Source organism: Rhodanobacter sp. Root179 (genome assembly GCF_001428465.1).
Taxonomy (GTDB): Bacteria; Pseudomonadota; Gammaproteobacteria; order Xanthomonadales; family Rhodanobacteraceae; genus Rhodanobacter.
The window spans coordinates 41,668-64,826 of sequence record NZ_LMHR01000076.1 but is presented as its reverse complement, the minus strand read 5'-3'; the positions used below and the strand labels follow the sequence as shown (position 1 = coordinate 64,826).

Annotated in this window: 15 protein-coding genes; 8 read left to right on the top strand and 7 right to left on the bottom strand. The window is 64.1% G+C overall.

Annotation, left to right across the window (positions count from 1 at the left end; all coding sequences use genetic code 11):
• Positions 1 to 22: 22 nt before the first annotated feature.
• Together ASD82_RS09490 and tdh are read right to left on the bottom strand one after the other, a co-directional pair.
• The gene (locus ASD82_RS09490; RefSeq protein WP_157599234.1) at positions 23 to 3,661 is read right to left on the bottom strand and encodes a DUF748 domain-containing protein; all 3,639 of its coding nucleotides are present in this window, start codon (positions 3,659 to 3,661) and stop codon (positions 23 to 25) included.
• 172 nt (positions 3,662 to 3,833) lie between these two features.
• Complete coding sequence (tdh, locus tag ASD82_RS09485) at positions 3,834 to 4,856, bottom strand: L-threonine 3-dehydrogenase (RefSeq protein WP_056717611.1); 1,023 nt, start codon at positions 4,854 to 4,856, stop codon at positions 3,834 to 3,836.
• Between the two features lie 235 nt (positions 4,857 to 5,091).
• Between tdh and ASD82_RS09480 the strand changes: the two genes are divergently transcribed.
• The 8 genes from ASD82_RS09480 (at position 5,092) to ASD82_RS09445 (ending at position 13,738) form a co-directional block, all read left to right on the top strand.
• The gene (locus tag ASD82_RS09480; protein WP_056717588.1) at positions 5,092 to 7,254 is read left to right on the top strand and encodes a S46 family peptidase; all 2,163 of its coding nucleotides are present in this window, start codon (positions 5,092 to 5,094) and stop codon (positions 7,252 to 7,254) included.
• Positions 7,255 to 7,332: 78 nt separating this feature from the next.
• Positions 7,333 to 8,301 carry a tRNA (adenosine(37)-N6)-dimethylallyltransferase MiaA gene (gene miaA, locus ASD82_RS09475; protein ID WP_056717587.1) on the top strand — a complete coding sequence of 323 codons (969 nt, stop codon included), beginning with the start codon at positions 7,333 to 7,335 and terminating at the stop codon, positions 8,299 to 8,301.
• Between the two features lie 132 nt (positions 8,302 to 8,433).
• Positions 8,434 to 8,718 carry an RNA chaperone Hfq gene (gene hfq, locus ASD82_RS09470; protein ID WP_056717586.1) on the top strand — a complete coding sequence of 95 codons (285 nt, stop codon included), beginning with the start codon at positions 8,434 to 8,436 and terminating at the stop codon, positions 8,716 to 8,718.
• 57 nt (positions 8,719 to 8,775) lie between these two features.
• Positions 8,776 to 10,077 (top strand): ribosome rescue GTPase HflX, encoded by a 1,302-nt coding sequence (hflX, locus tag ASD82_RS09465; RefSeq protein ID WP_056717585.1) that lies wholly within the window; start codon positions 8,776 to 8,778, stop codon positions 10,075 to 10,077.
• A gap of 180 nt (positions 10,078 to 10,257) precedes the next feature.
• Positions 10,258 to 11,328, top strand: a complete 1,071-nt coding sequence (gene hflK, locus ASD82_RS09460; protein WP_056717584.1) for an FtsH protease activity modulator HflK — start codon at positions 10,258 to 10,260, stop codon at positions 11,326 to 11,328.
• A complete protein-coding gene (hflC, locus tag ASD82_RS09455) occupies positions 11,328 to 12,194 on the top strand; it encodes a protease modulator HflC (protein WP_056717583.1) in 867 nt (288 codons plus the stop codon). Before hflK ends, hflC begins: the two co-directional genes overlap by 1 nt.
• A gap of 10 nt (positions 12,195 to 12,204) precedes the next feature.
• A complete protein-coding gene (locus ASD82_RS09450) occupies positions 12,205 to 12,387 on the top strand; it encodes a DUF2065 domain-containing protein (protein ID WP_056717582.1) in 183 nt (60 codons plus the stop codon).
• A 58-nt stretch (positions 12,388 to 12,445) separates the two neighbouring features.
• A complete protein-coding gene (locus ASD82_RS09445; protein WP_056717581.1) occupies positions 12,446 to 13,738 on the top strand; it encodes an adenylosuccinate synthase in 1,293 nt (430 codons plus the stop codon).
• 168 nt (positions 13,739 to 13,906) lie between these two features.
• Here the strand turns inward: ASD82_RS09445 and ASD82_RS09440 are convergent, their stop codons facing one another.
• From ASD82_RS09440 to ASD82_RS09420, 5 genes are all read right to left on the bottom strand, one after another.
• The gene (locus ASD82_RS09440) at positions 13,907 to 14,977 is read right to left on the bottom strand and encodes a hypothetical protein (RefSeq protein WP_056717580.1); all 1,071 of its coding nucleotides are present in this window, start codon (positions 14,975 to 14,977) and stop codon (positions 13,907 to 13,909) included.
• Positions 14,978 to 15,093: 116 nt separating this feature from the next.
• Positions 15,094 to 16,563 carry a class I SAM-dependent DNA methyltransferase gene (locus ASD82_RS09435; RefSeq protein WP_056717579.1) on the bottom strand — a complete coding sequence of 490 codons (1,470 nt, stop codon included), beginning with the start codon at positions 16,561 to 16,563 and terminating at the stop codon, positions 15,094 to 15,096.
• 101 nt (positions 16,564 to 16,664) lie between these two features.
• The gene (locus ASD82_RS09430) at positions 16,665 to 18,116 is read right to left on the bottom strand and encodes a hypothetical protein (RefSeq protein WP_157599233.1); all 1,452 of its coding nucleotides are present in this window, start codon (positions 18,114 to 18,116) and stop codon (positions 16,665 to 16,667) included.
• Between the two features lie 75 nt (positions 18,117 to 18,191).
• On the bottom strand, positions 18,192 to 19,853 hold the full coding sequence (locus ASD82_RS17940; protein ID WP_200950267.1) for a restriction endonuclease subunit S: 1,662 nt from the start codon (positions 19,851 to 19,853) through the stop codon (positions 18,192 to 18,194).
• Positions 19,850 to 22,627 (bottom strand): type I restriction-modification enzyme R subunit C-terminal domain-containing protein, encoded by a 2,778-nt coding sequence (locus ASD82_RS09420; protein ID WP_056717576.1) that lies wholly within the window; start codon positions 22,625 to 22,627, stop codon positions 19,850 to 19,852. Before ASD82_RS09420 ends, ASD82_RS17940 begins: the two co-directional genes overlap by 4 nt.
• Positions 22,628 to 23,159 lie beyond the last annotated feature (532 nt).

Below are 23,159 nucleotides of genomic sequence, written 5' to 3'. Positions count from 1 at the left end.
ATGCGTATGTACTGCGCGGCGATCAATGCAGGCCGAAATCCGCGCGAGTGGTCTTGCCCTTGTCGTCGATGCCCTTTGCATCGAGCTTGGGCGGCTTGATCGCGACCCGCTTGTCGTCCAGCTTGCCATGCAGCCACTCCTGCACGGCGGCGGCGCGGCGCTCGGCCAGCGCGCGCATCGCGGCGGCGTCCGTGTTCACGTGGGTTTCCAGCAGGCTGCGCATCTCGTCCGGCTCCAGCGACTTGCTGAGGCCGAGGACGTTCTTGGGTTTCTCGAAGTCGGCGTGCCGGTAGGCGCGCCAGAGATAGCGCTCGTGTTCATCCGGTGTCACCGTCACCTCGGCCAGCGCCGCTGCCGAGGCGTCCGTGGCGATCTTGTCGCCCGACTCCTTGGCCAGCTTCTCGCGGCGGATCTGGTCATCCACGGTCACCTTGCGCAAGCCGGCTTCGTCCAGCGACGGATCCACCCGGCCGCTGATGTCCAGGGTGAGCGCGGGCTTGCGGTTGAGCATCTGCACGATTTGTCCGAGGCGATCCTTGGCGGGTCCATCCAGCACCGCGGAACCCGGTACAAACTCGACGTAGCCGAGATCCTCATGGCTGCCGCCGAATGCCGAGGCAAGCAGGCGAAACGGCGCGGTGGCCGCCTTGGCGACGAGGTTGCCGAACGCGCGCATGATCATGCCGCCGAGGCTGAACTGCGGATCGTCCAGCGAGCCGGACACCGGCACGTTCACGTCGATATTGCCCTGGGTATCCTTCAGCAGGGCCACCGCCAGCTTCACCGGCAGGTGCGACACGCCGGGGCTGTTCGAGCGCTCGCCGAAGGTCAGCTGGGTGATGAAAAGGTGGTTGTCTGCATTGAGCTTGCCCTGGTCCAGCAGGTAGTGCACGTCGGCAGTCAGCCGGCCCTTGCTGATGGGGTAGCCGGTGTACTTGCCGGAATAGGCGCTGAGCCGGGTCAGCTCGACGTCGGTCGCCTTGCCCTTGATGTCGAGGAAGGCCACCGGCAGCAGCGGGTTGATGCTGCCGCTGATGTCCACCGGCGAGGCATCGTCCAGTTTCGCCTGCGCCACGAGTTCGGCGGGCGGTTCGCCGGCGGTGGTGCCGAACGCGCCGATCCTGCCGCTGAGGCTGGTGAGGTTGGCGGTGTAGTTCGGCCTGATGAAGTTGTCGGTGTAGTTGAGCTGGCCATTGGCCAGGGTGACCTCGCCGATGCGGGTGTCGGCGGCGGGCGCCGTGGGTGCGCTGGACGCCGGCTGCGGCGCCGCCGGCGTGGTGTTCGCGGCGCGGGTCACCGATACCGGCGCCTGTTCGCCGTTGGCGATCACGTCGGACAGGTTCAGGCGTCCGTTGCTGTTGACGATGACGCGCGCGTAGAACGCATCCAGCACCAGAGCGCCCAGATGCACGCGCGGCGTACCGCTGCCGTAGCGCAAGTCGATGCGCGAGCCGCGCAGCGAACGCCAGCGCATGAAGTCGTCGCCGGTGACTTTGTCCTGCATGCGCACGCGCTCGAACGCGGCGTCGCCCGCGTAGTCGAAGCGTGGCTCGGACCGGCGGCCGTCGTAATGCAGCTTGCCGTCGCTGCTGAGTCGGGCGCTGGTGACATCCACATTCAGCGGCACGCTGGCGTAGGGCACGAAGCCGGCGATGTCCAGTCGCCTGGTGGTCAGCTGCAGGTCGGCTACCGCGGGCAGCGGTTGCAGCGTGCCTGCGGTGGCGAAGCTGCCCTTGCCGATACGGCCTTCGAGCTTGACTCGACGCGGCTGGTCGAGCTTGTCGCTGAGCGCTTCGACATTGCCGTTGAGTGCCTCGATGAGCAGCGATGCCGGCCTGGCGCCATCGATGCTGCGATCGGTGAGGCGCAGCGAACCCTGTTCGACGCCAAGATGGGCGATGCTCCAGCGCCAGGCCGGACCTTCGTCACCGCCGGCAGGTACGGGATGTTTGCCGGCGAACAGGCTGATCAGGTTGATCCGGTCGTCGCGCTCGCGCACGGCGTCGACCTGCAGACCGTTCGCCGTGACCTTGCCCAGTTGTGCGTTGCGGGTGGCCAGGTCGAGCCGGGTGATGCCGGCATCCAGTTTGCGCCACGCCACCGGTGCAGCCAGCCCCCTGGCCCGCGGCTCCAGCGCGAAGTCGCTGATGCCGAGTTGGGCCGGTTCGATGTGCAGGTTGAATGCCTTGCCCCAGTCCAGTCGCAGCTGGCCGCTGGCGTCGAGCTTGCCTTTCGCGATGCGCGCCGCCGTGGCGGATGCGACCAGCGCCTGCAGCGGCACGAGCGACACCTTTTTCAGTTCGAGTGTGCCGGCATAGTGGCTGGCGGCGAGGTCGACATCGCCACGCGCGCTGAGGCTGCCGCCGGCGAGCTGGCTGGCCAAGTCGAGTTTGGCAGCCGGCCCGGCGAGCGTGCCCAGGCCGAGCAGGCTGCCGTGCAGCCGGATCAGCTGCAGCTTGGCCTGGCTGGCGTCGGCGTAGGTGAGCGCGCTGTCCTGCAGCGTGAGTGCGCTGATGCGCAGGTCGGTCGGCGGCGCCTTGTCATCGGTCTTGTTGTCATCGTTTCTGGCCGCGGGCGGCATCAGCGTATCGAAGTTGCTGTGGCTGCCGGCACGCTGGGTGTAGAACAACGCGGCGCGTTCCAGTTGCATCGCGCCGAGGTGGTAGCGCGAGGCCAGCGGTTGCACGTCGGTCAGTTCGATGTTGCCGTGCCCCAGCCTGGCGATGGCCTCGCCGCGGCTGCTGTCGAGCACGAAGTCGTCCAGTTGCAGGTTGCCGGTGAGCTGCAGTTGCGGCGTCGGCTGCGTCTGCACGAAGTGCAGTGACAGCCTGCCGCTGAGCAGGCCCTTGGGAATCTCCACCGGCATCGCCGCCGGTACGTAGCCCAGGTAGCGCGGCAGGTCGAGCCGGTCGAGCTGGAAGCCGATGGTCGACTCGCGGTTGCTGGCGAACGGCTTGGTCTGGCCGTCGATGCGCAACGGGCTGCCGTCCACCGTCATGGCCAGCAGCGGCTGCACGAAGATGTCGGTGGAGCTGGGCAGGTTGGCCAGGAACGGGATGCCCAGTTCTAGCTTCTCGATGTGGTGCTGCGCGCCCACCAAGCGGTCGTCGAAGCGGACGTCGCCGCCGTGGACGCTGATGTTGGAGAGCGAGAAACGCGTCGGCTTGCTGTCCGGCGACGCCGGCTTCGCGGTGAAGCGCTCGACCAGGTCGCTGAAGTTGAACCGCTGGTCCTTGCCTCGCGTGATGGCGATCCGCGGCTGATCGAGCCGCAGTTCGTCCAGCACCGGAGCCAGCCGGAACAGCGAGCTCCACGAGGCGTTGAGCGTGAGTTGGTCGATGTCGACGAAGGGCGTCTGGCCGTCCGCCTCGGGCAGGTGCAACTTGCCGACCCGCAGGTTCAGCGTGAACGGATTGAAGCGCACCTGGCCGAGACTCAGCGGCCGTCCCAGCATCTCCGCGGAGTGGTTCTGCAGGTAGTTGCGCAGCAGCGGCGGAACGGCAAGGAAGCCGAGCAGGGCGTAGACCAGCAGCACGGACGCGAGGATGGCTGCGATACGGCGGGCGCGGGGCGAGCGCCCCAGCTGCCGTGCACGCGTTCGTGCGGAATCCCCGGCTGCACGCAAGGAGGCGCGCAGCCGCGACAAGCTCGACCCGGACATACCGACTCCCTGGAAACGCTGAATGGTTGATTCAACCCGCCCTGCATGGGGTGCAGGTGGGCTGATGACGAATCTACCGCGACCGCGCTTAACGCGGGGACACCGCCCGCGACCTTGCGGCCGGTCGCGAGCGGTCAATCCGGGAGCTGACGAGCGGCTGCCGCCTCATGGCTCAATGCCAGGAACAGACGACCTTGCCGCAGGTGCCGGCGTCCATCAGGTCGAAGCCCTTCTGGAAATCGTCGATGTGGATCTGGTGGGTCAGCACCTTCTGCAGCGGGAAGCCGGTCAGCACCATCTGGGTCATCTTGTACCAGGTCTCGTACATGCGCCGGCCATAGATGCCTTGCAGGGTGAGGCCCTTGAAGATCACCTTGTCCCAGTCGATGCCGGCGCCGCGCGGCATGATGCCGAGCATGGCGACCTTGCCGCCGTGGTACATGCATTCGAGCATGTCGTTGAACGCGCGCGGGTTGCCGCTCATTTCCAGGCCCACGTCGAAGCCCTCCATGTGCAGGTCCTTCATCACGTCCTTGAGCGACTGGTTGGTGACGTTGACCACGCGGGTGGCGCCCATGTCGGCGGCCAGCTTCAGGCGGTAGTCGTTGACGTCGGTGACCACCACGTTGCGCGCGCCGATGTGCTTGGCGATGCCGGCGGCGATGATGCCGATCGGGCCGGCGCCGGTGATCAGCACGTCCTCGCCGATCATGTCGAATTCCAGCGCGCAGTGCGCCGCGTTGCCATAGGGGTCGAAGAACGCGGCCAGCTCGGACGGGATCTGGTCCGGGATCGGCCACAGGTTCGAGGCCGGCATGGTCATGTACTCAGCGAACGCGCCGTTGCGGTTCACGCCGATGCCGATGGTGTTCGGGCACAGGTGCTGGCGGCCGGCGCGGCAGTTGCGGCAGTGGCCGCAGACGATGTGGCCTTCGGCCGAAACGCGGTCACCGATCTTGTAGCCGGTCACGCCCGGGCCGATCTCCACGATGCGCCCCACGAACTCGTGGCCGATGGTGAGGCCGGGCTTGATCGTGCGCTGGCTCCACTCGTCCCACTTGTAGATGTGCAGGTCGGTGCCGCAGATCGCGGTTTTCTCGATCTTGATCAGCACTTCGTTCGGGCCGACCACGGGCATCGGCACCTCTTCCATCCAGATGCCCTGTTCGGGCTTGCGCTTGACCAGGGCTTTCATCGTCTGCGACATGGGGAATCCATCGGTTGGCCCGCGCGGCGGGCAGGGAAGCGGCAATTATAGATTGATCGAAGCCGGCGCCGAAGATGGCGGCACGGAGGGACCGGCTGTGGCAGGCGGTCCCACCCTGCCGAAAGTCACTACCGGTAAATGGTGGGTTTGCGGCATAAAGGTCGGCCAGATCGCAAGAAAATGCGATTCGGCTCACTTTCCCGATTCCCCCAAGGAGTACTCCATGCGTCGTGTCCTGCTTGCTGCCGCGCTGACCGCCGGTCTCGCCGGTACCGCCCATGCCGTCGAAGGCATGTGGCAGCCCGCCCAGTTGCCGAAAATCGCCGCCACCCTGAAGCAACATGGGCTGAAGCTGGACCCGGCCAGCCTGACCGACCTTACCGCCTACCCGATGGGCGCGATCGTGAGCCTGGGCGGCTGCACCGCCTCGTTCGTGTCACCTGAAGGCCTGGTGGTGAGCAATCATCACTGCGTCTACGGCGCGCTGCAGCTGAACTCCACGCCGGAGAACAATCTGATCGAGAAGGGTTTCCTGGCGAAGACGAAGGCCGAAGAACTCTCCGCCGGCCCCACCTCGCGCATCTTCGTCACCGAGGAAATCCGCGACGTCACCAAGGCGATCACCGCCAAACTCACGGACGACATGAGCGGCGCCGAGCGCTACAAGGCGATCGAGCTGGCGATCAAGGAACAGGTCAAGGCCTGCGAGAGCGAAGGCTATCGCTGCGACGTCTACACCTTCCATGGCGGCTACAGCTACCAGTTGATCAAGCAACTGGAGATCAAGGACGTGCGCCTGGTTTACGCGCCGCCGGATTCCATCGGCAAGTTCGGCGGCGACGTCGACAACTGGATGTGGCCGCGCCACACCGGCGACTTCGGCTACCTGCGCGCCTACGTCTCGAAGGACGGCAAGTCGGCCGCGTTCTCGAAGGACAACGTGCCGTATCAGCCCAAGCACGTGCTCAAGGTGAATCCGCAGGGGGTGGAAGCGGGCGACTACGTGATGGTGGTCGGCTATCCCGGCCGCACCAATCGTTACCGCCTCGCCGACGAGGTGCAGAGTTCAATCGACTGGATGTACCCGACCCAGATCAAGGTCTACGAGGACACGCTGAACATCATCAACACCGCCGGCAAGGCTGACCCGAAGGTGGCGGTGAAATACGCCAGCATGGTCGCCGGCCTCAACAACTACCTGAAGAACTTCGGCGGCCAGCTCGAAGGCCTGCGTCGTGCCGACGCGGTCGAGGTCAAGCGCACCCAGGAAGCGGCATTGGAAACCTGGCTGAAGCAGCAGGGCGGCGCGGAAAACGCCGCGCTGGCGGCGGACATCGGCAAGCTGCGCCAGCAGATCGCCGCCAACCAGGCCACCCGCGATCGTGACCTGGCCATCGGCCTGGTGACCCGCGCGTCGATGTTCAGCACGGCGGTGCGCCTGACCCATCTGGCGAAGGAGCGGCCGAAGGCCGACCTCGAACGCGATGCCGGTTACCAGCAGCGCGACTGGGTGCGCATCGAAGGCGGCCTGAAGCAGATGGATCGCCGCTTCGATCCGGGCGTCGACCAGCAGTTCATGGTCTACGGCCTCACGCGCTACGTGGCGTTGCCGCAGGCGCAGCGGCTGCCCGCGCTCGACGCGTGGCTGGGTGGCGCGAAGACCGAAACCCAGCTCAAGCAGAAAGTTGCCGCGCTGTATGCCGGCAGCAAGCTCGGCAACGTTGACGAGCGCATGAAGTGGTTCGCTGCCGACAGCAAGGCGATCGACGCCAGCAGCGACAGCATGCTCAGGCTCGCCCGCGCGGTGCAGCCGCAGCTGAAGGCGCTGGAAGACGAAGGCGACGCCCGCGACGGCGAGATGAGCAAGCTGCGCCCGCGCTACATGCAGGCCATGATCGCCTGGAAGGATTCGCAGAAGCTGCCGGTGTACCCGGATGCGAACAGCTCGCTGCGCGTCACCTTCGGCAACGTGCAGGGCGTGGCGCCGCGTGATGGCGTCAGCTACGCGCCGTTCACCACGGCCCAGGGCATCGTCGAGAAGTACACTGGCGCAGAACCGTTCGATGCGCCGAAGGCCGAACTCGATGCGATCAAGGCCAGGGCGTTCGACAGCTATGCGTCGCCGAAGCTGGGCACGCTGCCGGTGAACTTCCTGGCCGACCTGGACATCACCGGCGGCAACTCCGGTTCGCCGGCGATGGACGCGAATGGCCAGCTGGTCGGCCTCGCGTTCGACGGCAACTGGGAATCGGTGAGCGGTGACTGGCTGTTCAATCCCGAGCTCAACCGTTCGATCCAGGTCGACGTGCGCTACATGCTGTGGGTGATGCATCACCTCGACCACGCCGACAACCTGCTGAAGGAAATGGGCGTGCCGGCGAAGTAACCCGCTGGTTCGCGCAAGTACCGGGCCCGCGTCATCGACGCGGGCCTTTTGCATTGCGGCAGCCTCTAAACTAGCGCCATGCCCGTCGATCACCGTCCCCTCGCCATCTTCCTGATGGGCCCCACCGCCTCGGGCAAGACCGCCCTGGCGTGCGAATTGAGCGAGCGTTTCCCGCTGGACCTGGTCAGTGTCGATTCGGCCCTGGTCTACCGCGGCATGGATATCGGCACGGCCAAGCCCGATCCGGCGACGCTGGCACGTTATCCCCACGCGCTCGTCGACATCCGTGATCCGGCGCAACCGTACTCGGCCGCGGATTTTTGTGCCGATGCGGTGCCGGTGATGGAGCGGATCAGCGCGCGGGGCCGGGTGCCCCTGCTGGTCGGCGGCACCGGGTTGTATTTCCGCGCGTTGCAGTTCGGCCTGTCCGACCTGCCCGAGGCCGATCCGGCCACGCGGGCGCGGCTGGGCGCCGAAGCGGCGCAGTCCGGCTGGCCGGCGCTGCATGCGCGGTTGGCCCAGGTCGATCCGGTCGCGGCAAGCCGCATCGACAGCAACGACACCCAGCGCCTGCAGCGTGCGCTGGAAGTGTTCGAACTGGCCGGCCGTCCACTGTCCGAGTTGCAGCGGGGCGGGGCGGGCGCGGTATTCCCGTGGCGGGTATTGAAGATCGCGCTGCTGCCGGCCGACCGGCAGCTGCTGCACCAGCGCATCGCGCAGCGGTTCGACGCCATGCTGGCCAAAGGCTTCCTCGACGAGGTGCGCGCGTTGCGTGTCCGGGGCGATCTCGATGCCGACCTGCCGGCGATCCGCGCCGTCGGCTATCGGCAGGCGTGGGAACACCTGGATGGCCGCAGCGACGCCGCGGAGTTCCGCGATCGGGCCATCTTCGCCACCCGCCAGCTGGCCAAGCGCCAGATCACCTGGCTGCGCAGCGATCACGGCGCACGCCTGTTCGAGCCCGATCAGGCCGGCCTGGCGACGCGCGTTGCCGGCGCAGTGCAGCTGTTTGTCGATCCCCCGGCAGAGCCCGTGCCGCCAATGTGACGCCACGCACTTGCGGGGCGCAAAAATCTTCTTTCATCAAGCATTTGAAAGCAGTTAACATCGAGTCATGTTGGGCCGGGGCGCCACTGGCGTTTTTTCTCCGGTCTGTTTGGTGCAAGGGGAGAACAAGAAATGTCCAAGGGGCAATCGTTGCAGGATCCATTTTTGAATGCTTTGCGGCGCGAACGGGTGCCGGTGGCCATCTACCTGGTCAATGGCATCAAGCTGCAGGGGACCGTCGAGTCGTTCGACCAGTTCGTGGTGCTGCTGCGCAACCAGGTCAGCCAGATGGTCTACAAGCACGCCATTTCCACCGTGGTGCCCAGTCGCAATGTGCGCATCGGCAATGGTCATGACGGCCACGATGGCCACGACCATCCGGCAGATGCCTCGGGCGGCACCGACGCCGACGCTTGATACAGCGGCGGTCAGCCCGCATGAAGAAGGTTTGCTCCCGAAGGATCACGCCCACTCGTGTTTGACCGTCAAAAGAAAGGCGATCGTGCCGTCCTCGTCCTGCCGCATTCGCGTGGCGAGGGCGACACGGCACGCCGTGCGGAGGAGTTCGCCGAACTGGTGAAGTCCGCCGGCGCCGAGGTGCTCGCCGTGATCAGCGCCCGCGTCGAAGATCCCAACCCCCGTTACTACATCGGCAGCGGCAAGGCCAACGAGGTCGCCGAGGCGGCGCGTGCGCTGGACGCCGACCTGGTGCTGGTCGATCACCTGCTGACCCCGGTGCAGGAACGCAACCTCGAAAAGCACCTGGGCGTGCGCGTGGTCGATCGCGCCGGGCTGATCCTCGACATCTTCGCCCAGCGCGCCCGTTCGCACGAGGGCAAGCTGGAAGTGGAACTGGCCCAATTGAAGCACCTGGCCACCCGCCTGGTGCGCGGCTGGACCCATCTGGACGCCCAGCGCGGCGGCGCCATCGGCAACCGCGGTCCCGGCGAAACCCAGCTGGAGACCGACCGCCGCCTGCTCGGCGAGCGGGTCAAGCAGCTCACCAAACGCCTGGAAAAGGTCCAGGTCCAGCGCGGCCAGCAGCGCCGTGCGCGTCTGCGCAACACGGTGCCGCGGGTGGCCCTGGTCGGCTACACCAACGCCGGCAAGTCGACCCTGTTCAACGCGCTGACCACCGGTGACGTGTTCGCCGCCGACCTGCTGTTCGCCACCCTCGATCCCACCGTGCGCAAGCTGGAGGATCTCAGTTGCGGACCGGCTGTGATCGCGGACACGGTGGGCTTCATCCGCGAACTGCCGCATGACCTGGTCGCCGCCTTCCGCGCCACCCTGGCCGAGGCCCGCGATGCCGACCTGCTGCTGCACGTCAGCGACGCCGCCGACGAGGAGCGTGAGCGGCTGCATCGGGTGGTCGACAACGTGCTGGAGGAAATCGACGCCGGTGACGTGCCGCAACTGCGGGTGATGAACAAGATCGACCTGGCCGGTGCCGAGCCGCGGATCGAACGCGATGCCAGCGGCAAGCCGGTGCGGGTCTGGCTGTCCGCCGCCAACGGCGTCGGCCTCGACCTGCTGCGCCAGGCGCTGGGCGAGCTGCTGGGCGGCGAGCGGGTACGCTCGCCGCTGCACCTGCCGCTGTCGGCCGGGCGCCTGCATGCGCGGCTCAAGGCGGCGGGCGCCATCAGCGGCGAGTCGATCGACGAACATGGCTGGCAGCTGCACATCGACGCCCCGCGCAGTGTCATCGCCCCGCTTGGCGGCGGCGATCCGGCCGAGGCGAAACTGCTGCAGGAACTGCTGGCCGTGGCGGAATGACGCCGTTCCCGGCGCGCGGCGACGGGCGCGCTCTGATAGAATCCCCGATGTTTGCGCGGTCGCGAAAGGCGGCTCGCACAGGACTTTCGACAGCCTCGGCTGAATCTCAATGCAACCCGGTGCAACACGTGTTTCGACCGTGGTTGCCGGCCCCCGGACGTCCCCAAAGGAGACTGACTCGTGGCATGGAATGAACCCGGCAACAACGGGCAAAAAGATCCGTGGAACAGAAACCGCCAGGGCGGCAAGTCGCCGGTGGATGACCTGCTGAACAAGGCCAGGAACCGCGTCGGCAAGATGGGGCAGGGGCCGGGCAGCATCCTCACCGGCATCGTGGTGCTGCTGGTGGTCGGCCTGCTGTTCAGCAGCTACACCATCATCGGCGCGCGCCAGCAGGGCGTGGTGCTGCGGTTCGGCCAGTATTCGCGCACCCTGGCGCCGGGCTTCCACCTGAAGCTGCCGCAGCCGATCGAGTCGGTGAACAAGGTCGAGGCCACCCGCATCCGCTCGGTCACCGACAAGGTGGCCATGCTGACCCGCGACGAGAACATCATCACGATCGACTTCACCGTGCAGTACCAGGTGGACGACTCGCGCAAATACCTGTTCTCGCTGAACGACCCCGACGGCACCATCAGCGCCGCGGCCGAGGCCGCCGTGCGTTCGGTGATCGGCGGCAGCGACATGGACCAGATCCTGTCCGCCGCCGGCGCCAGCCTGGTCACCCAGGCGCAGCAGGCGCTGCAGAAAACGCTGGACGGCTACGACTCCGGCCTGCGCGTCACCGAGGTCAGCTTCCAGAACGTGGCGCCGCCGAACGAGGTGAAGGACGCCTTCGACGACGTCAACAACGCCCGCGAAGACAAGCAGAGCATCGAGAACGGCGCCCTGGCCTACGCCAGCAAGGTGGTGCCCGTGGCCCGCGGCGACGCCGCCCGCATCGCGGCCGAAGCGGCCGGCTACAAGGCCGAGCGCATCGCCCGCGCCCAGGGTGACGCGGCACGCTTCGACCTGCTGCTGAAGGAATACAAGGCCGCGCCGGAAGTGACCCGCAAGCGGCTGTGGCTGGAAACGATGGAACAGGTGATGGCGAAGAACCCGAAGGTGATCGACGGCTCTGGCGGTCGCAACATCATCAACCTGCCGACGCTGCAGGGCGGCGCCACGACCACCTCGCCCGAATCGGCGGTGGTGGGCACGGTGGTCGCACCCGCCAGCAGCGATGCGGCCAGCAAGGGAGCGCAGCCATGATGAAGATCGGCTCCATCGTCCTCGCCGTGCTGGTCGCCCTGCTGGGCATCAACAGCATGTTCGTGGTCAGCGAAGGGCACAGCGCCCTGTTGCTGCAGTTCGGTCGCATCGTGCGCACCGACTACCAGCCCGGCCTGCATTTCAAGCTGCCGGTGATCCAGCAGGTGATGAACTTCGACAAACGCATCCTGTCGCTGGACGCGCCGCCGGAGCGTTACTTCACCTCCGAGAAGAAGAGCGTCAACGTCGACTTCTACGTGAAGTGGCGCGTCGCCGACAACGCCGCCTACTACCGCGCCACCGGCGGCGACCAGCTGCAGGCCGCGCAGCGGCTGACCCCGATCGTGAAGGACGCGCTGCGCTTCGAGTTCAACGCCCGTACCTTGCCCGACCTGATCTCCGGCGGCCGCAAGGACATCACCGAACGCGTGCGCGCACAGACCGACGCGTCGGCGCGCAAGAACCTCGGCATCGCCGTGGTCGACGTGCGCATCAAGCGCATCGACCTGCCCAACGAGGTCAGCGAATCGGTGTACAAGCGCATGCGCGCCGAGCGCCTGCAGCTGGCCAACGAACTGCGCTTCACCGGCCAGGAATCGGCCGAGACGATCCAGGCCGACGCCGACCGCCAGGGCCAGGTGCTGCGTGCCGATGCCCAGCGCGATGCGGCCAAGATCCGCGGCGAGGGTGACGCCCAGGCGGCCACCATCTATGCGCAGGCCTACAACCAGGATCCGGAGTTCTTCAGCTTCTATCGCAGCCTGTCGGCGTACCGCAGTTCGTTCGAGGATGGCAAGGGCGTGATGATCCTGAAGCCCGACGACGAGTTCCTGCGCTACTTCGAACAGTCCAGCTCCAAGCGCTGAGTCGCGGCCGATGCGCCAGCTGGGTGCCGCGTTGTGCCTGGTGCTGGTGATCGAGGGACTCATGCTGTTCGCGGCGCCGCGCGGCTGGCAGGCAATGATGCGCGAGGCGCTGAAACTGCCGCCGCGCAGCTTGCGTCTGATCGGCGCCGGCGCGATGGTGGCCGGACTGGTGCTGCTGCAGATTTTTCATTGATACGCGCAGCCTCATCCCGGCGGCGCAAAACCTGATCGAAACCTCCCGGAGTAATGCAATGGGCAAGTCAGTAGTCATCCTCGGAGCCCAGTGGGGCGACGAAGGCAAGGGCAAGATCGTCGACCTGCTGACCGAGCGGGTCAGCGCGGTGGCGCGCTTCCAGGGCGGCCACAACGCCGGCCACACGCTGGTGATCAAGGGCAAGAAGACCGTGCTGCACCTGATCCCCTCGGGCATCCTGCGCGACGACGCGCTGTGCCTGATCGGCAACGGCGTGGTGCTGTCCCCCGAGGCGCTGATCAGCGAGATCGCCGAGCTCGAGGCCAACGGCGTCGAAGTGCGCTCGCGCCTCAAGATCAGCCCGGCCACCCCGCTGATCATGCCGTACCACATCGCGGTGGACAAAGCGCGCGAGATCGCTGCCGGCGGCAAGGCCATCGGCACCACCGGCCGCGGCATCGGCCCGGCCTACGAGGACAAGGTCGCCCGCCGCAGCGTGCGCGTGGCCGACCTGATGTACCCGCACGAGCTGCCGGCGCTGATCAAGACCGCGGTCGACTACCACAACTTCATCCTCACCCAGTGGCTGAAGGTCGAGCCGGTCGACTACCAGAAGGTTCTCGACGACGCGCTGGCCTGGGGCGAGTACATCCGTCCGCTGGTCGACGACGTCGCCACCATCCTGCACGACGTGCGCGCCGAAGGCGGCAACATCCTGTACGAGGGCGCCCAGGGCGCGCTGCTTGACATCGACCACGGCACCTATCCCTACGTCACCTCGTCCAACACCACCATCGGCGGCGCGCTGGCCGGCACCGGCGTGGGCGCGCGCGACATCGACTACGTGCTGGGCATCTGCAAGGCCTACGCCACCCGCGTCGGGAGCGGCCCGTTCCCCACCGAGCTGCACGACGAGATGGGCGAGCGCCTGCGCAAGGTTGGCAACGAATTCGGCGCCAGCACCGGTCGCCCGCGCCGCTGTGGCTGGATCGACCTGGTCGCGCTGAAGCGCGCCACGCAGATCAACGGCATCAACGGCCTGGCCATCACCAAGCTCGACGTGCTCGACGGCCTGGAAACCATCAAGGTCTGCATAGCCTACGAATACCGGGGCAAACGCCGCGAACTGGCCCCGCTCGACGCCGACGGCTGGGACGAGTGCAAGCCGGTCTACCTGGAATTCCCTGGTTGGCAGGAATCCACCGCCGGCATCCGCGAATGGAACAAGCTGCCGCCGGCGGCGCGTGCGTACCTGCGTGCGGTCGAGGAGCTGTCGGGTTGCAAGCTGGCGTTGGTCGCCACCGGTGCGGATCGCGATGACACGATCAGCCTGGATGATCCGTTCGCTTGAGCGGTGGCGATGACGTGACACAAAAAAGCCCCGCGATGCGGGGCTTTTTTGATTTATGGAGATCATCCATCTGTCGACGGTGCGGAGCGATGGGCATTCAATTCCTAGGTTGATTTGGAAACTTTCAACCTAGGAGTTGAATTCTGCTCGAATCGAGGGACCGCCCGCTCACCCCTTGATGCCGAAGTGCTCCTTCAAGCGAGTTATGGTCTTTACCCAGGACTCGGCTCGGGGGCGGGCGACGGTATTTTGTTGAGCGAAGAAGCCTGGCATATCGAATGCCTCGGATAACGGCACGGTCTTCATCCAATCGATGCGTACGACATACTCAGCGGTTTCCGGATCGTCGCTGTAACGACTAGCGCGAGCGATAACGGGCGCCACATCCACGAGCCGCCGTTCTTGGCCGCCTTCGTCGACCATGAAGTCGTCGACCGGCTCGGCCTTTGCGACGACCAGCCCGACACCAACGTAGCCCTGGCGTGGGACTCGTACCCAGACCCGATCCCCCGGTTTTAGCAGGTTGAGTGTGCGCGAGTACCACCGGCCACCGCCCGCAGAGATGAAGCCGTATTTGCGGGCTTCATCCCAGGATCGCTCATCGTACTCGCCGAAGTTGGCGTAAAACTCCCGATTCGTGCTCAAGGCTTCGTTAACGCCTACGGGGGGCTGGGTGGGATCACGGAGCCAAGCTCGCGCCAGATATGTCCGGTCACCATCTCGCATCAAGTGAACAAATACGGCGTTGATCGGAAGCTCGTAGTGGTCAGCCAAATAGCGGCATACGGCTTCCGTTCGCGAGTCCATGCCAGCACAAACAATCCAGAGCTCGTGTGCTGTATCCAACTCGTCGGGCAACGCTTCACCGAATCGAGCATGAAACGCACCGCCGAGCGTCTTGCCGGGATTGTGTCTCTCGAACACTGAGGCGAGGTCTACCAGCTCTTGTTCGGCAATCCAGGCTCCATAATCGAGTACCTGGGCAACCACATCACGCCGTGCCAGGTTGCGCTTGAGCTCAATTACATACAGTTTCCCACCGCGATCAATTGCCAGTAGATCGATGCGCTCTTTGTCGAAAGTGACCACCTCTGAGCCGATCAGAAGGAGGTCCGGCGCGATGATGCCAAGGTCCTGAATCAGCCATTCTTTGAGCTGCTTCTCCTGGTCGTTTCCCTGCAATGCCAAGCGTTGAGGGGTATCACCGTCAACACGCCATACGCCAAATTCGATGCTCATCTATTTCCCCAAGTTTGATGCGATGAGTCTAGACAGTTTGATATCGGGCCCGTGATGTCTGCGAACTGTCTTCAATGTCCCAAATGTCGGCAATTGCAGGCCGAAAATAGCCTCACTCACTGTTCACCACTTCGCGGCAGCGCCGCCGCCACGTCCCGGAACGAGGCCAGCGCCGCCTCCAGATGCTCCACGATCTCCTGCGCCAGTATGTCCGGGGCGGGCAGGTCATCGAGGTTGTCGAGGCTGTCGTCTTTTAGCCAGAAGATGTCGAGGCTGGCCTTGTCGCGGGCGACGAGCGTCTTGTAGTCGAAGTATTTGAAACGCTCGGTTTCCTTGCGCCGCTGGCGGTTGGCCGGGTGGTAGCAGTCGATGAAGTCCTGCAGGTCGTCGCGCTTGAGCGGGCGGGTTTTCAGGGTGAAGTGCTTGTTGGTGCGCAGGTCGTAGATCCACACGCCCTTGGTGTGCACCTTGCCGTCTTTGGGCTTGGCGTCGAAGAACACCACGTTCGCCTTCACGCCCTGCGCGTAGAAGATGCCGGTGGGCAGGCGCAGCAGGGTGTGGACGTCGCAGGTTTCCAGCAGCTTCCGGCGAATCTTTTCGCCGGCGCCACCTTCGAACAGCACGTTGTCCGGCAGCACCACGGCGGCCTGGCCGGTGGTCTTGAGCATCGAGACGATGTGCTGCAGGAAGTTGAGCTGCTTGTTCGAGGTGGTCTGCCAGAAATCTTGGCGCTCGTAGGTCAGCGCGTCGCGATCTTCCTCGCCGTCCTCGTTGGTGATGGTCATGCTGCTCTTCTTGCCGAAGGGCGGGTTGGCCAGCACGTAGTCCACCAGAACGCGGGGTTCCGAGACGAGTGCATCGGAGCGTTCCACGGCGGGCGCACCATCCAGCTCGCCGATATTGTGCAGGAACAAGTTCATCAGGCACATGCGGCGCGTGCTGGCGACGATCTCGTTGCCGTAGAAAGTCTCGTGGCGCAGGAACCTGGCCTGCGAAGGATTGAGGTGGCTGTCCTTGCGAGTCAGCCATTCGTGTACGCCTAGGAAGAAACCTCCCGTGCCACAGGCTGGATCGCCCACGGTTTTCTTCGGCTCCGGCTGCACGCATTCCACCATCGCCTGGATCAATGGGCGCGGGGTGAAGTACTGGCCGGCGCCGCTCTTGGTGTCCTCGGCATTCTTCTGCAACAGGCCTTCGTAGAGGTCGCCCTTGACGTCGGTTTCCAGGCTGAGCCAGTTCTCCGCGTCGATCATTTGTACCAGCCGCGCCAGCTTGGCCGGGTCCTGGATCTTGTTCTGCGCCTTGAAGAAGATCGCGCCGAGCATGCCCGGCTCCTCGCCGAGCTTGTGCAGCAGCTTGATGTAGTGCGCCTCCAGCGGCTCGCCGGTCTTGTCGCGCAGGCTGGCCCAGTCGCAGCTGCGTGGTACGCGAGTGTCGCGGTTGTGTGGCGGCAGCGAGTATTCGTGCGCCAGCTTCAGGAACAGCAGGTAGGTCAGCTGCTCCAGATAGTCGCCATAGCCCACGCCGTCGTCGCGCAGCGTGTTGCAGAAATTCCAGATCTTCTGGACGAGGGTGTTGCTGTTCATGCGAAGCGATTTTCCGTTGAAAGTCTGGTGTTGATGATTGTTTTGGCGTGGGCGAGCTTTCAGATAGCTGGCCCACGCCGATCTTCAGTGGTGCTGCTGGATCAGGGTTCGCCACTCAAATGTTTTAACAAGAACTCATGCGTTTGCGGTTGCTCAAAGTAGTTGGTGTGCCAGACCTTCGACTGACTGGCATTCTGATCAAAATCGTACAGATGATCACCTTCCGGAATGAAAGGGTTGCTTGCCACGCCTGTATAGGGCACTACGAGGTCGTTGAGTTCTGGCATCAACCATTTTTCCACCAACGTTTCCGCTTCCTTCCATGTCCATCCAGCACAGTCGAAATTGGCCCGCACGCCATACGCATGGTTGGCACCTATGACGGTGTTGATGGCGTTGAGATCAGCAATCAGCTGAGATCTCTTGTCGTCGAGTTGTACGACGCTGGGTATGTCGTAGGCAGCTGATATCAGTGTGCGAAGCAAGCCGATAACTACATCAAGTGCGAAGCAGTGACTCTTTGAGGCTAGGACGCCGGCGATCTTGAGGAATTTTTGCAACTGATCAGGGTTGGCGAGTGGCGAACCTTGGTTTGCGCCGGCAACAAAGATCACCTCACCGACATTGGCAATACGATCTTGCCTGAGCTTCTGGATTTTGCGGAGTTCCTCAATTTGCAATACGGAGTTGTCGGCGGGGTTGGCAAACAACGCGCGCGTGATCAAGCCGCCACGGCTGTGGCAAACCAGATCAACCTTCCAGTTGGCATTCGAAGGAATGGCTTCCAACAATGCCACCGCGTTTTCCAGCGGTGTCTTGCTTATTGTCCAGTGGTCATAACCGAACACGTTGCCCTTGTAGCGATCGAGCAGCGTTTTCAGTGTGCTGTTCTGGCCCGAATCTCCCAGCGCATGGAAACCGCCTTCGATGGAGCTGAAGATTCCGTGCACGAAAAGCAACACGCGTTGTCCGTTGGCTGCATTGAGCTGCGCGTCATTGGCTCTGGCCGTATAGCCAGAACTCATAGCTACGAACCCCGGATTCGGCTTTGCCTTCTGTTCGACCGCATGGGCAATCGTCTTGATAGCGTCCATCGCCAGCTTGCGGCCAATTTTCAACGCAGCATGGGGAATCCAGCTCTTCAGGCCCGATGCGTGTAACGCCTGACCTTGGTTCTTTTCGCCAGCGGGGAGAAAGCCCAACGTATACAGACCGCCTTCGCCAGCAACGGGGCTAGGGGCAAATCCTGCAAGGTCACCAGCTCTGATCATGTTGTCGACAAAGCCGAACTGAACGATGTCGGAGCCGTCTTCTTGAAAGATCAGCGCATCGATGTTCAGAACATCCGGATTCCTGGATTGAATAAGAAAGCCGGTTTGCAATTCGGTCCCCGCAGGGAGGCCCTCAACGAATACATCCAGTAGGCCCAAAGCTCCGCCGGAAGGTATCGCGGCTGGAGTCAGCTTAACATCTGCAACGATCTCTCCCTGAGCATCTGCCAGAGCCCTTTGAAGCTCTGCAGCTTTCACTACTTCGATTGATGCGATTGTCATGACGTCACTCCTTCCCTTGGTAGCTAGTCTCGCTTCGAATGGAGGCATGCATGTGCATACCACCGGATCAGGTAGTCACGGACTCCCCGCGTTTTTTCGTCCGGAACGACCCTTAATCGTGCCAGCCAGGGTGCGTCCGGCGCGGATCCGCTCCAGCAGCACGCTGGCGGGTTCGTCGTTGGGGTCTTGCGGCACCAATTGGCCGGCGAAGGCGGCTTTGAGGATGTTTTTGCGTTGGGCGGCGGATTGCATCAGCGAGCGCTCAATTTCTGCGGCTTGCTCAGTGGCGGAGCCGAGTTGATCAAGCAGTTGTTTCACAATTTCTCGCTGCTCATCTTCTGGAGGCAATGGCACAGCCAAGGCGGCGAGCTTTGAGCCATTGACGTTCGCCTGCCCAACTTGCTGCGTGACTACTGATTTGATCCAGTGCCGACCGTGCACCGAATTGATGTAGGCAGCGACAAATTCTGGGAGACATCTGGGGGAGAGCTTCACGGATATCAGGTAGGAGGCATACGAGCACGGTGTGACTTGCGAGCGATACACCGCCGTTTTGCCAACCAACTCAGGGCTGTTAGTGCGGTTGAAAAGAAGCTCGCCATCTTCCAGGAAAAGGTCAGGGAATTCGTGATGCTCCTGCGGCAAATATTTCAAGCGAGACAGCTCGAGTTCGCCGTCTTGGATGTTGCCCATGCGCAAGACCGGCACACCATCGGCGCTTTCGCCGGTCTTTGCGGATGAACCGTATCGCTGCTCCAGACTCAATTGGCCAACTGTTGCCCACGCCCACCCATGAGGCAGGTGATGTGGGTCAATGGTGTCGGGTGCGGCGGGCTCGGGGTACTTGGTTTGCCAGTTTTTGGGTGGGGTCTTGCCTTGCTCGGCAAACTTGGCGAGTTGTCTGGTTTCCCAGCGGGTGCGGCGTTCGGTGAGGATGCGTCGCAGCAAGTCGGCGCCGGTTTCGCTTTGGCCGTCATTCCCGCGAAAGCGCGAATCCATGACGCCCTGGTAAGCCAATCCAGTGGATCCCCCCTTTCGCGGGGATGACGGCCGTGGGGGATGGTCGTAACTGTGGCGGGCGGCGCGCCAGCCAGCGGTGAGGGCGCCTTCCACCGCCGCCTTTAGCAGCGACTGGCGGTACTGCGCGAGCTTGCGCTGCGCGGCCTTCAGCTCGGCAACGGCGGCATCGAGGTCGGACAGCAGCTCTTCGAGCTTTTCGACGATGCGGGTTTGCTCGGCCAATGGTGGAACGGGAATGCCAGCGATAGCCAACCATTTGGTCGGGACGCGAAGTTGCCCTGCGGTACCGGCCATATTCTGGCGTGCCACTTGGCGGAAATCCGGTTGGGACAAGTAGTGAGCCAGCCACTTCGGCAGCACCGCGCCTTCGGGACGGAGTACGTGAAACTCAGTCGAACCGAAAGCATGCTTATGCGGGAGATGCGGAACGAGCGCACCTTTGCCGTTTTCCATGCATGGGGTGATCTTGGCAAACAGCACGTCGCTTTCGGAAAAAGACGTGTAGCCCTTGCGAACGTCACCGTATGGGCGAAGTTGCGAAACATCGATCCCACCGAAATTTTCGGCAACGGCAGCCATCGGTACGAAATGGACGAGATCGGTAGCGTCAATATCCATGGCGCTGAATCTCGGGCTCAGCGTGGCGACGTCTTCAAGTGCCGCCGTCGTCCAGGAATCAGGCAACTCATTGCCGTTGCCTACTGCAAGCTCACTCAAGCCACCAACTCCTCATTCATTTCCTGAAGCAGCCCATCGAGCTGCTCGCCAAACACGTTCCACGCCTTCTGTAGGCCGCCCTTGTCGGCCAGCTGCGCGTAGTCGAAATCCTCGCGGCTGATCGAGCAGCTGGACGCGATGTGGTCCTTGATCAGCCGCAGCCACTCGGTCTGTTCGGGGGTGAACGCTGTGGCGCGCTGCGCATTGTGACGGAAGATCCACTCCTGGAAACGTTTGTCGACGCTGTCGGCGAACGGGCGCAGCTCGTCGTCCAGGCCGAGCGCGAAGCGCACCAGCGCGACCAGGTCGGTGAGCTGGCGGCGGGTGTCGGCGCCCTTGACCTTGCTGGCCTGCACGCGGGCGTAGGCGCTCCACAGCCGCTCGGTGGTGAGCATCAGCGGCGGACGCGACAGCGCGTCGTGCAGGTCTTCGATCATGGCGAAGGTGAGCTGCCGGCGCTGGTAGGGCTGCTGGTAGAAGAAATCCAGCGCGGCGATCTCGTTGCGGTGCTCGCGCAGGTAGTCGGCGAACGCCTGCACGGTGGCCGTGGCATGTGCTTCGGCCTGCGCGCTGAAGCCGCTGAAGGTGACCTGGTCGGGGTTGATGTGGTCGATCAGTTGCTCGCGTTCGCGGCGGGCGGACTCGATCAGGTCGCGCAGCCTGGGATCGTCGAACGGCTGGCAGGCCGCCAGCACGCGCTGGTGGCGGGCGGCAGCGAGTTCGTCGGCGGTGAGCGTGTCAGCGCTGCGGGTGATGCCGGCGGCCTGGGCGGTGTCCAGCGCATCGGCCACGACAAGGTCGGGGTCGAGTGCGCTGACCAGACCGCGGGCGAGGTCGTTGAGTGCAATGCCGCCAGACGTTTGCTTGATCCGCGCTAGCGCCTTGTCGTCCAGTTGCTTGGCCAGGCGCACCAGCCGGTTGCCGAGGCTGAGCACGGTGTCGTCGTCGGCGCCGCCGACGGCAATGCTTTTCAGCAACTGGTCGAGCGTGGCGCCGGGCTTCTTTTCCAGCGGACGGCTTTCGGTCTTCAGCGATTTTTCCACGCCTACGGCGTCAATCAGCACGAAGTGGGTCTTGGCGCTGTCGGCGCTGTTGCTGACTTTCTTCAGCGATTCGGCATCGAGGCTGCGCACGCCGCGGCCTTTCATCTGCTCGTAGTAGCCGCGGCTGCGCACGTCGCGCATGAACAGCAGCACTTCCAGCGGCTTCACGTCGGTGCCGGTGGCGATCATGTCGACGGTGACGGCGATGCGCGGGTAATACTCGTTGCGGAAGTTGGACAGGATGGTGTCCGGGTCTTCGTCGGCCTTGTAGGTGACTTTCTTGCAGAACGCGTTGCCCTCACCGTAGACCTCGCGCACGGTCCTGATGATGTCGTCGGCGTGGCTGTCGGTCTTGGCGAAGATCAGGGTCTTGGGTACTTCGGTGCGGTGCGGGTAGATGCGGGTTTCCACCGCCGTCTTCATTTCCTGGATCACCTGGCGGATCTGGTTCGGGTTGACCACCGAGCGGTCGAGGTCGGTATTGGCGTAGGCGGTGTCGTCCTCGGTCTGTGCCCAGCGTTTGGCGCGGGTCTGGCGATCGCGGTGATCGACCCATTCCTTCGCCTTCAGCTCGGCGCCGGCGCGGGTGATCTCGGTTTCGATTTCGTACACGTCATAGCCGACGTTGACGCCGTCGAGCACGGATTGCTCGTAGCTGTACTCGGCCACCACGTTCTGGTTGAAGAAGCCGTAGGTGCGGTTGTCCGGCGTGGCGGTGAGGCCGATCAGGAAGGCGTCGAAGTAATCCAGCACCTGCTTCCACAGGTTGTAGATGCTGCGGTGGCACTCGTCGATGACGATGAAGTCGAACTGCTCGATCGGCACCGCGGGGTTGTAGCGCACCAGCTTGTGCGGGCCGGCGTCGGGCAGCTCGGCCAACGAGACGTCTTCGGCCGAATCGTCGATCGGATCGCCGGAAAGGATGGAGTACATGCGCTGGATGGTGCTGATGCATACCTGCGCGTGCGGGTCGATGCGGCTGCTGGACAGGCGCTGCACGTTGTACAGCTCGGTGAACTTGCGGCCGTCGTCCGGCGGCGTGTATGCCATGAATTCCTGATGCGCCTGCTTGCCGAGGTTGCGTGTGTCGACCAGGAACAGGATGCGTTTGGCACCGCCGAACTTGAGCAGGCGGTAGGCCGCGGTGATCGCGGTGAAGGTCTTGCCGGCGCCGGTGGCCATGTGCACCAGCGCTCGCGGCTTGGCCAGCGCCAACGACTTCTCCAGCCCAGTGACGGCACTGACCTGGCATGCGCGCAGGTTGCGCTCGGGCAGGGCGGGCATTTGTTCGGCGAGGCGACGGCGCAGGGTGTCCGGCTGGGTAGCCCAGGTGGCAAGCGTCTGCGGCCGGAAGAAATGGAACAGCTCGCGGGCGCGCGGACGTGGGTCGGCGCCGTCGGTGAAGTGGATGATCTGGCCGGTGCCCTCGTAGAGGAAACGCAGGGGCGGGCTGTCCTTGCGCCATTTCAGCCTGGCACTGGCGTAGCGTTCGGTTTGTGCTTCGTGCGCGGTGAGGTTTTCGCCGGCCTCGTCGCGCTTGGCCTCGATCACGCCGACCGGCTCGCGATCCACGAACAGCAGGTAGTCGGCGGGGCCGGTGTCGGTGGGGTATTCGCGCACGGCGACGCCGGAAGCGGCGCCCAGGTTCAGCTCTTTCATGTCCTGCACGACCCAGCCCGCCGCCACGAGCTTCTGGTCGATGGTCTGCCGCGCTTTCGCCTCTGGTGTCATCCGTGCCCCCTGCAGGCTGTCGGCAGAAGGCGATTAACCCAGTAATGGACAGCCGTTGCAAGGCGAGTGGGGCCTGCGCCAAGAAAAACAGAGCCCTGCTGCGTCGAAATGTGGCTCCCCTCTGGCGAAAAGAACGTCACTTCAGCGTAAAAGAGCCACTCGCGACTTTCTCCCATCCCAGGCGCCACTCTTTCAGCCCAAAGCGCGGGACTAAAAGACCCACGCTTGGCGCTCTCCAGCGCCACACGCCGCTCATCTTCCTCGGAGCCCGGGTCTTTTTCATCGGGCCGAGACTCTTTTTCGGCGGAGCGCGAGACTCGACAGAGCCGTGCGTGGCTCTCTTTCGTCGGCGCGAGGGTCTTTTCCGGTCGCACTTGGGTCTCTGATGTCGGCGCTTGGCTCCTTTTCGGCGGAACGACGGGTTCTCCGCGTGCGTGTCGGTTGGGTCGTACTGATGCGTGGGATGTCCTCGCGAGCAGCTGCGGTGGAGGCTTACGCCATGCCTCTTTTCCTGCCTACGGGTAACGCGTGG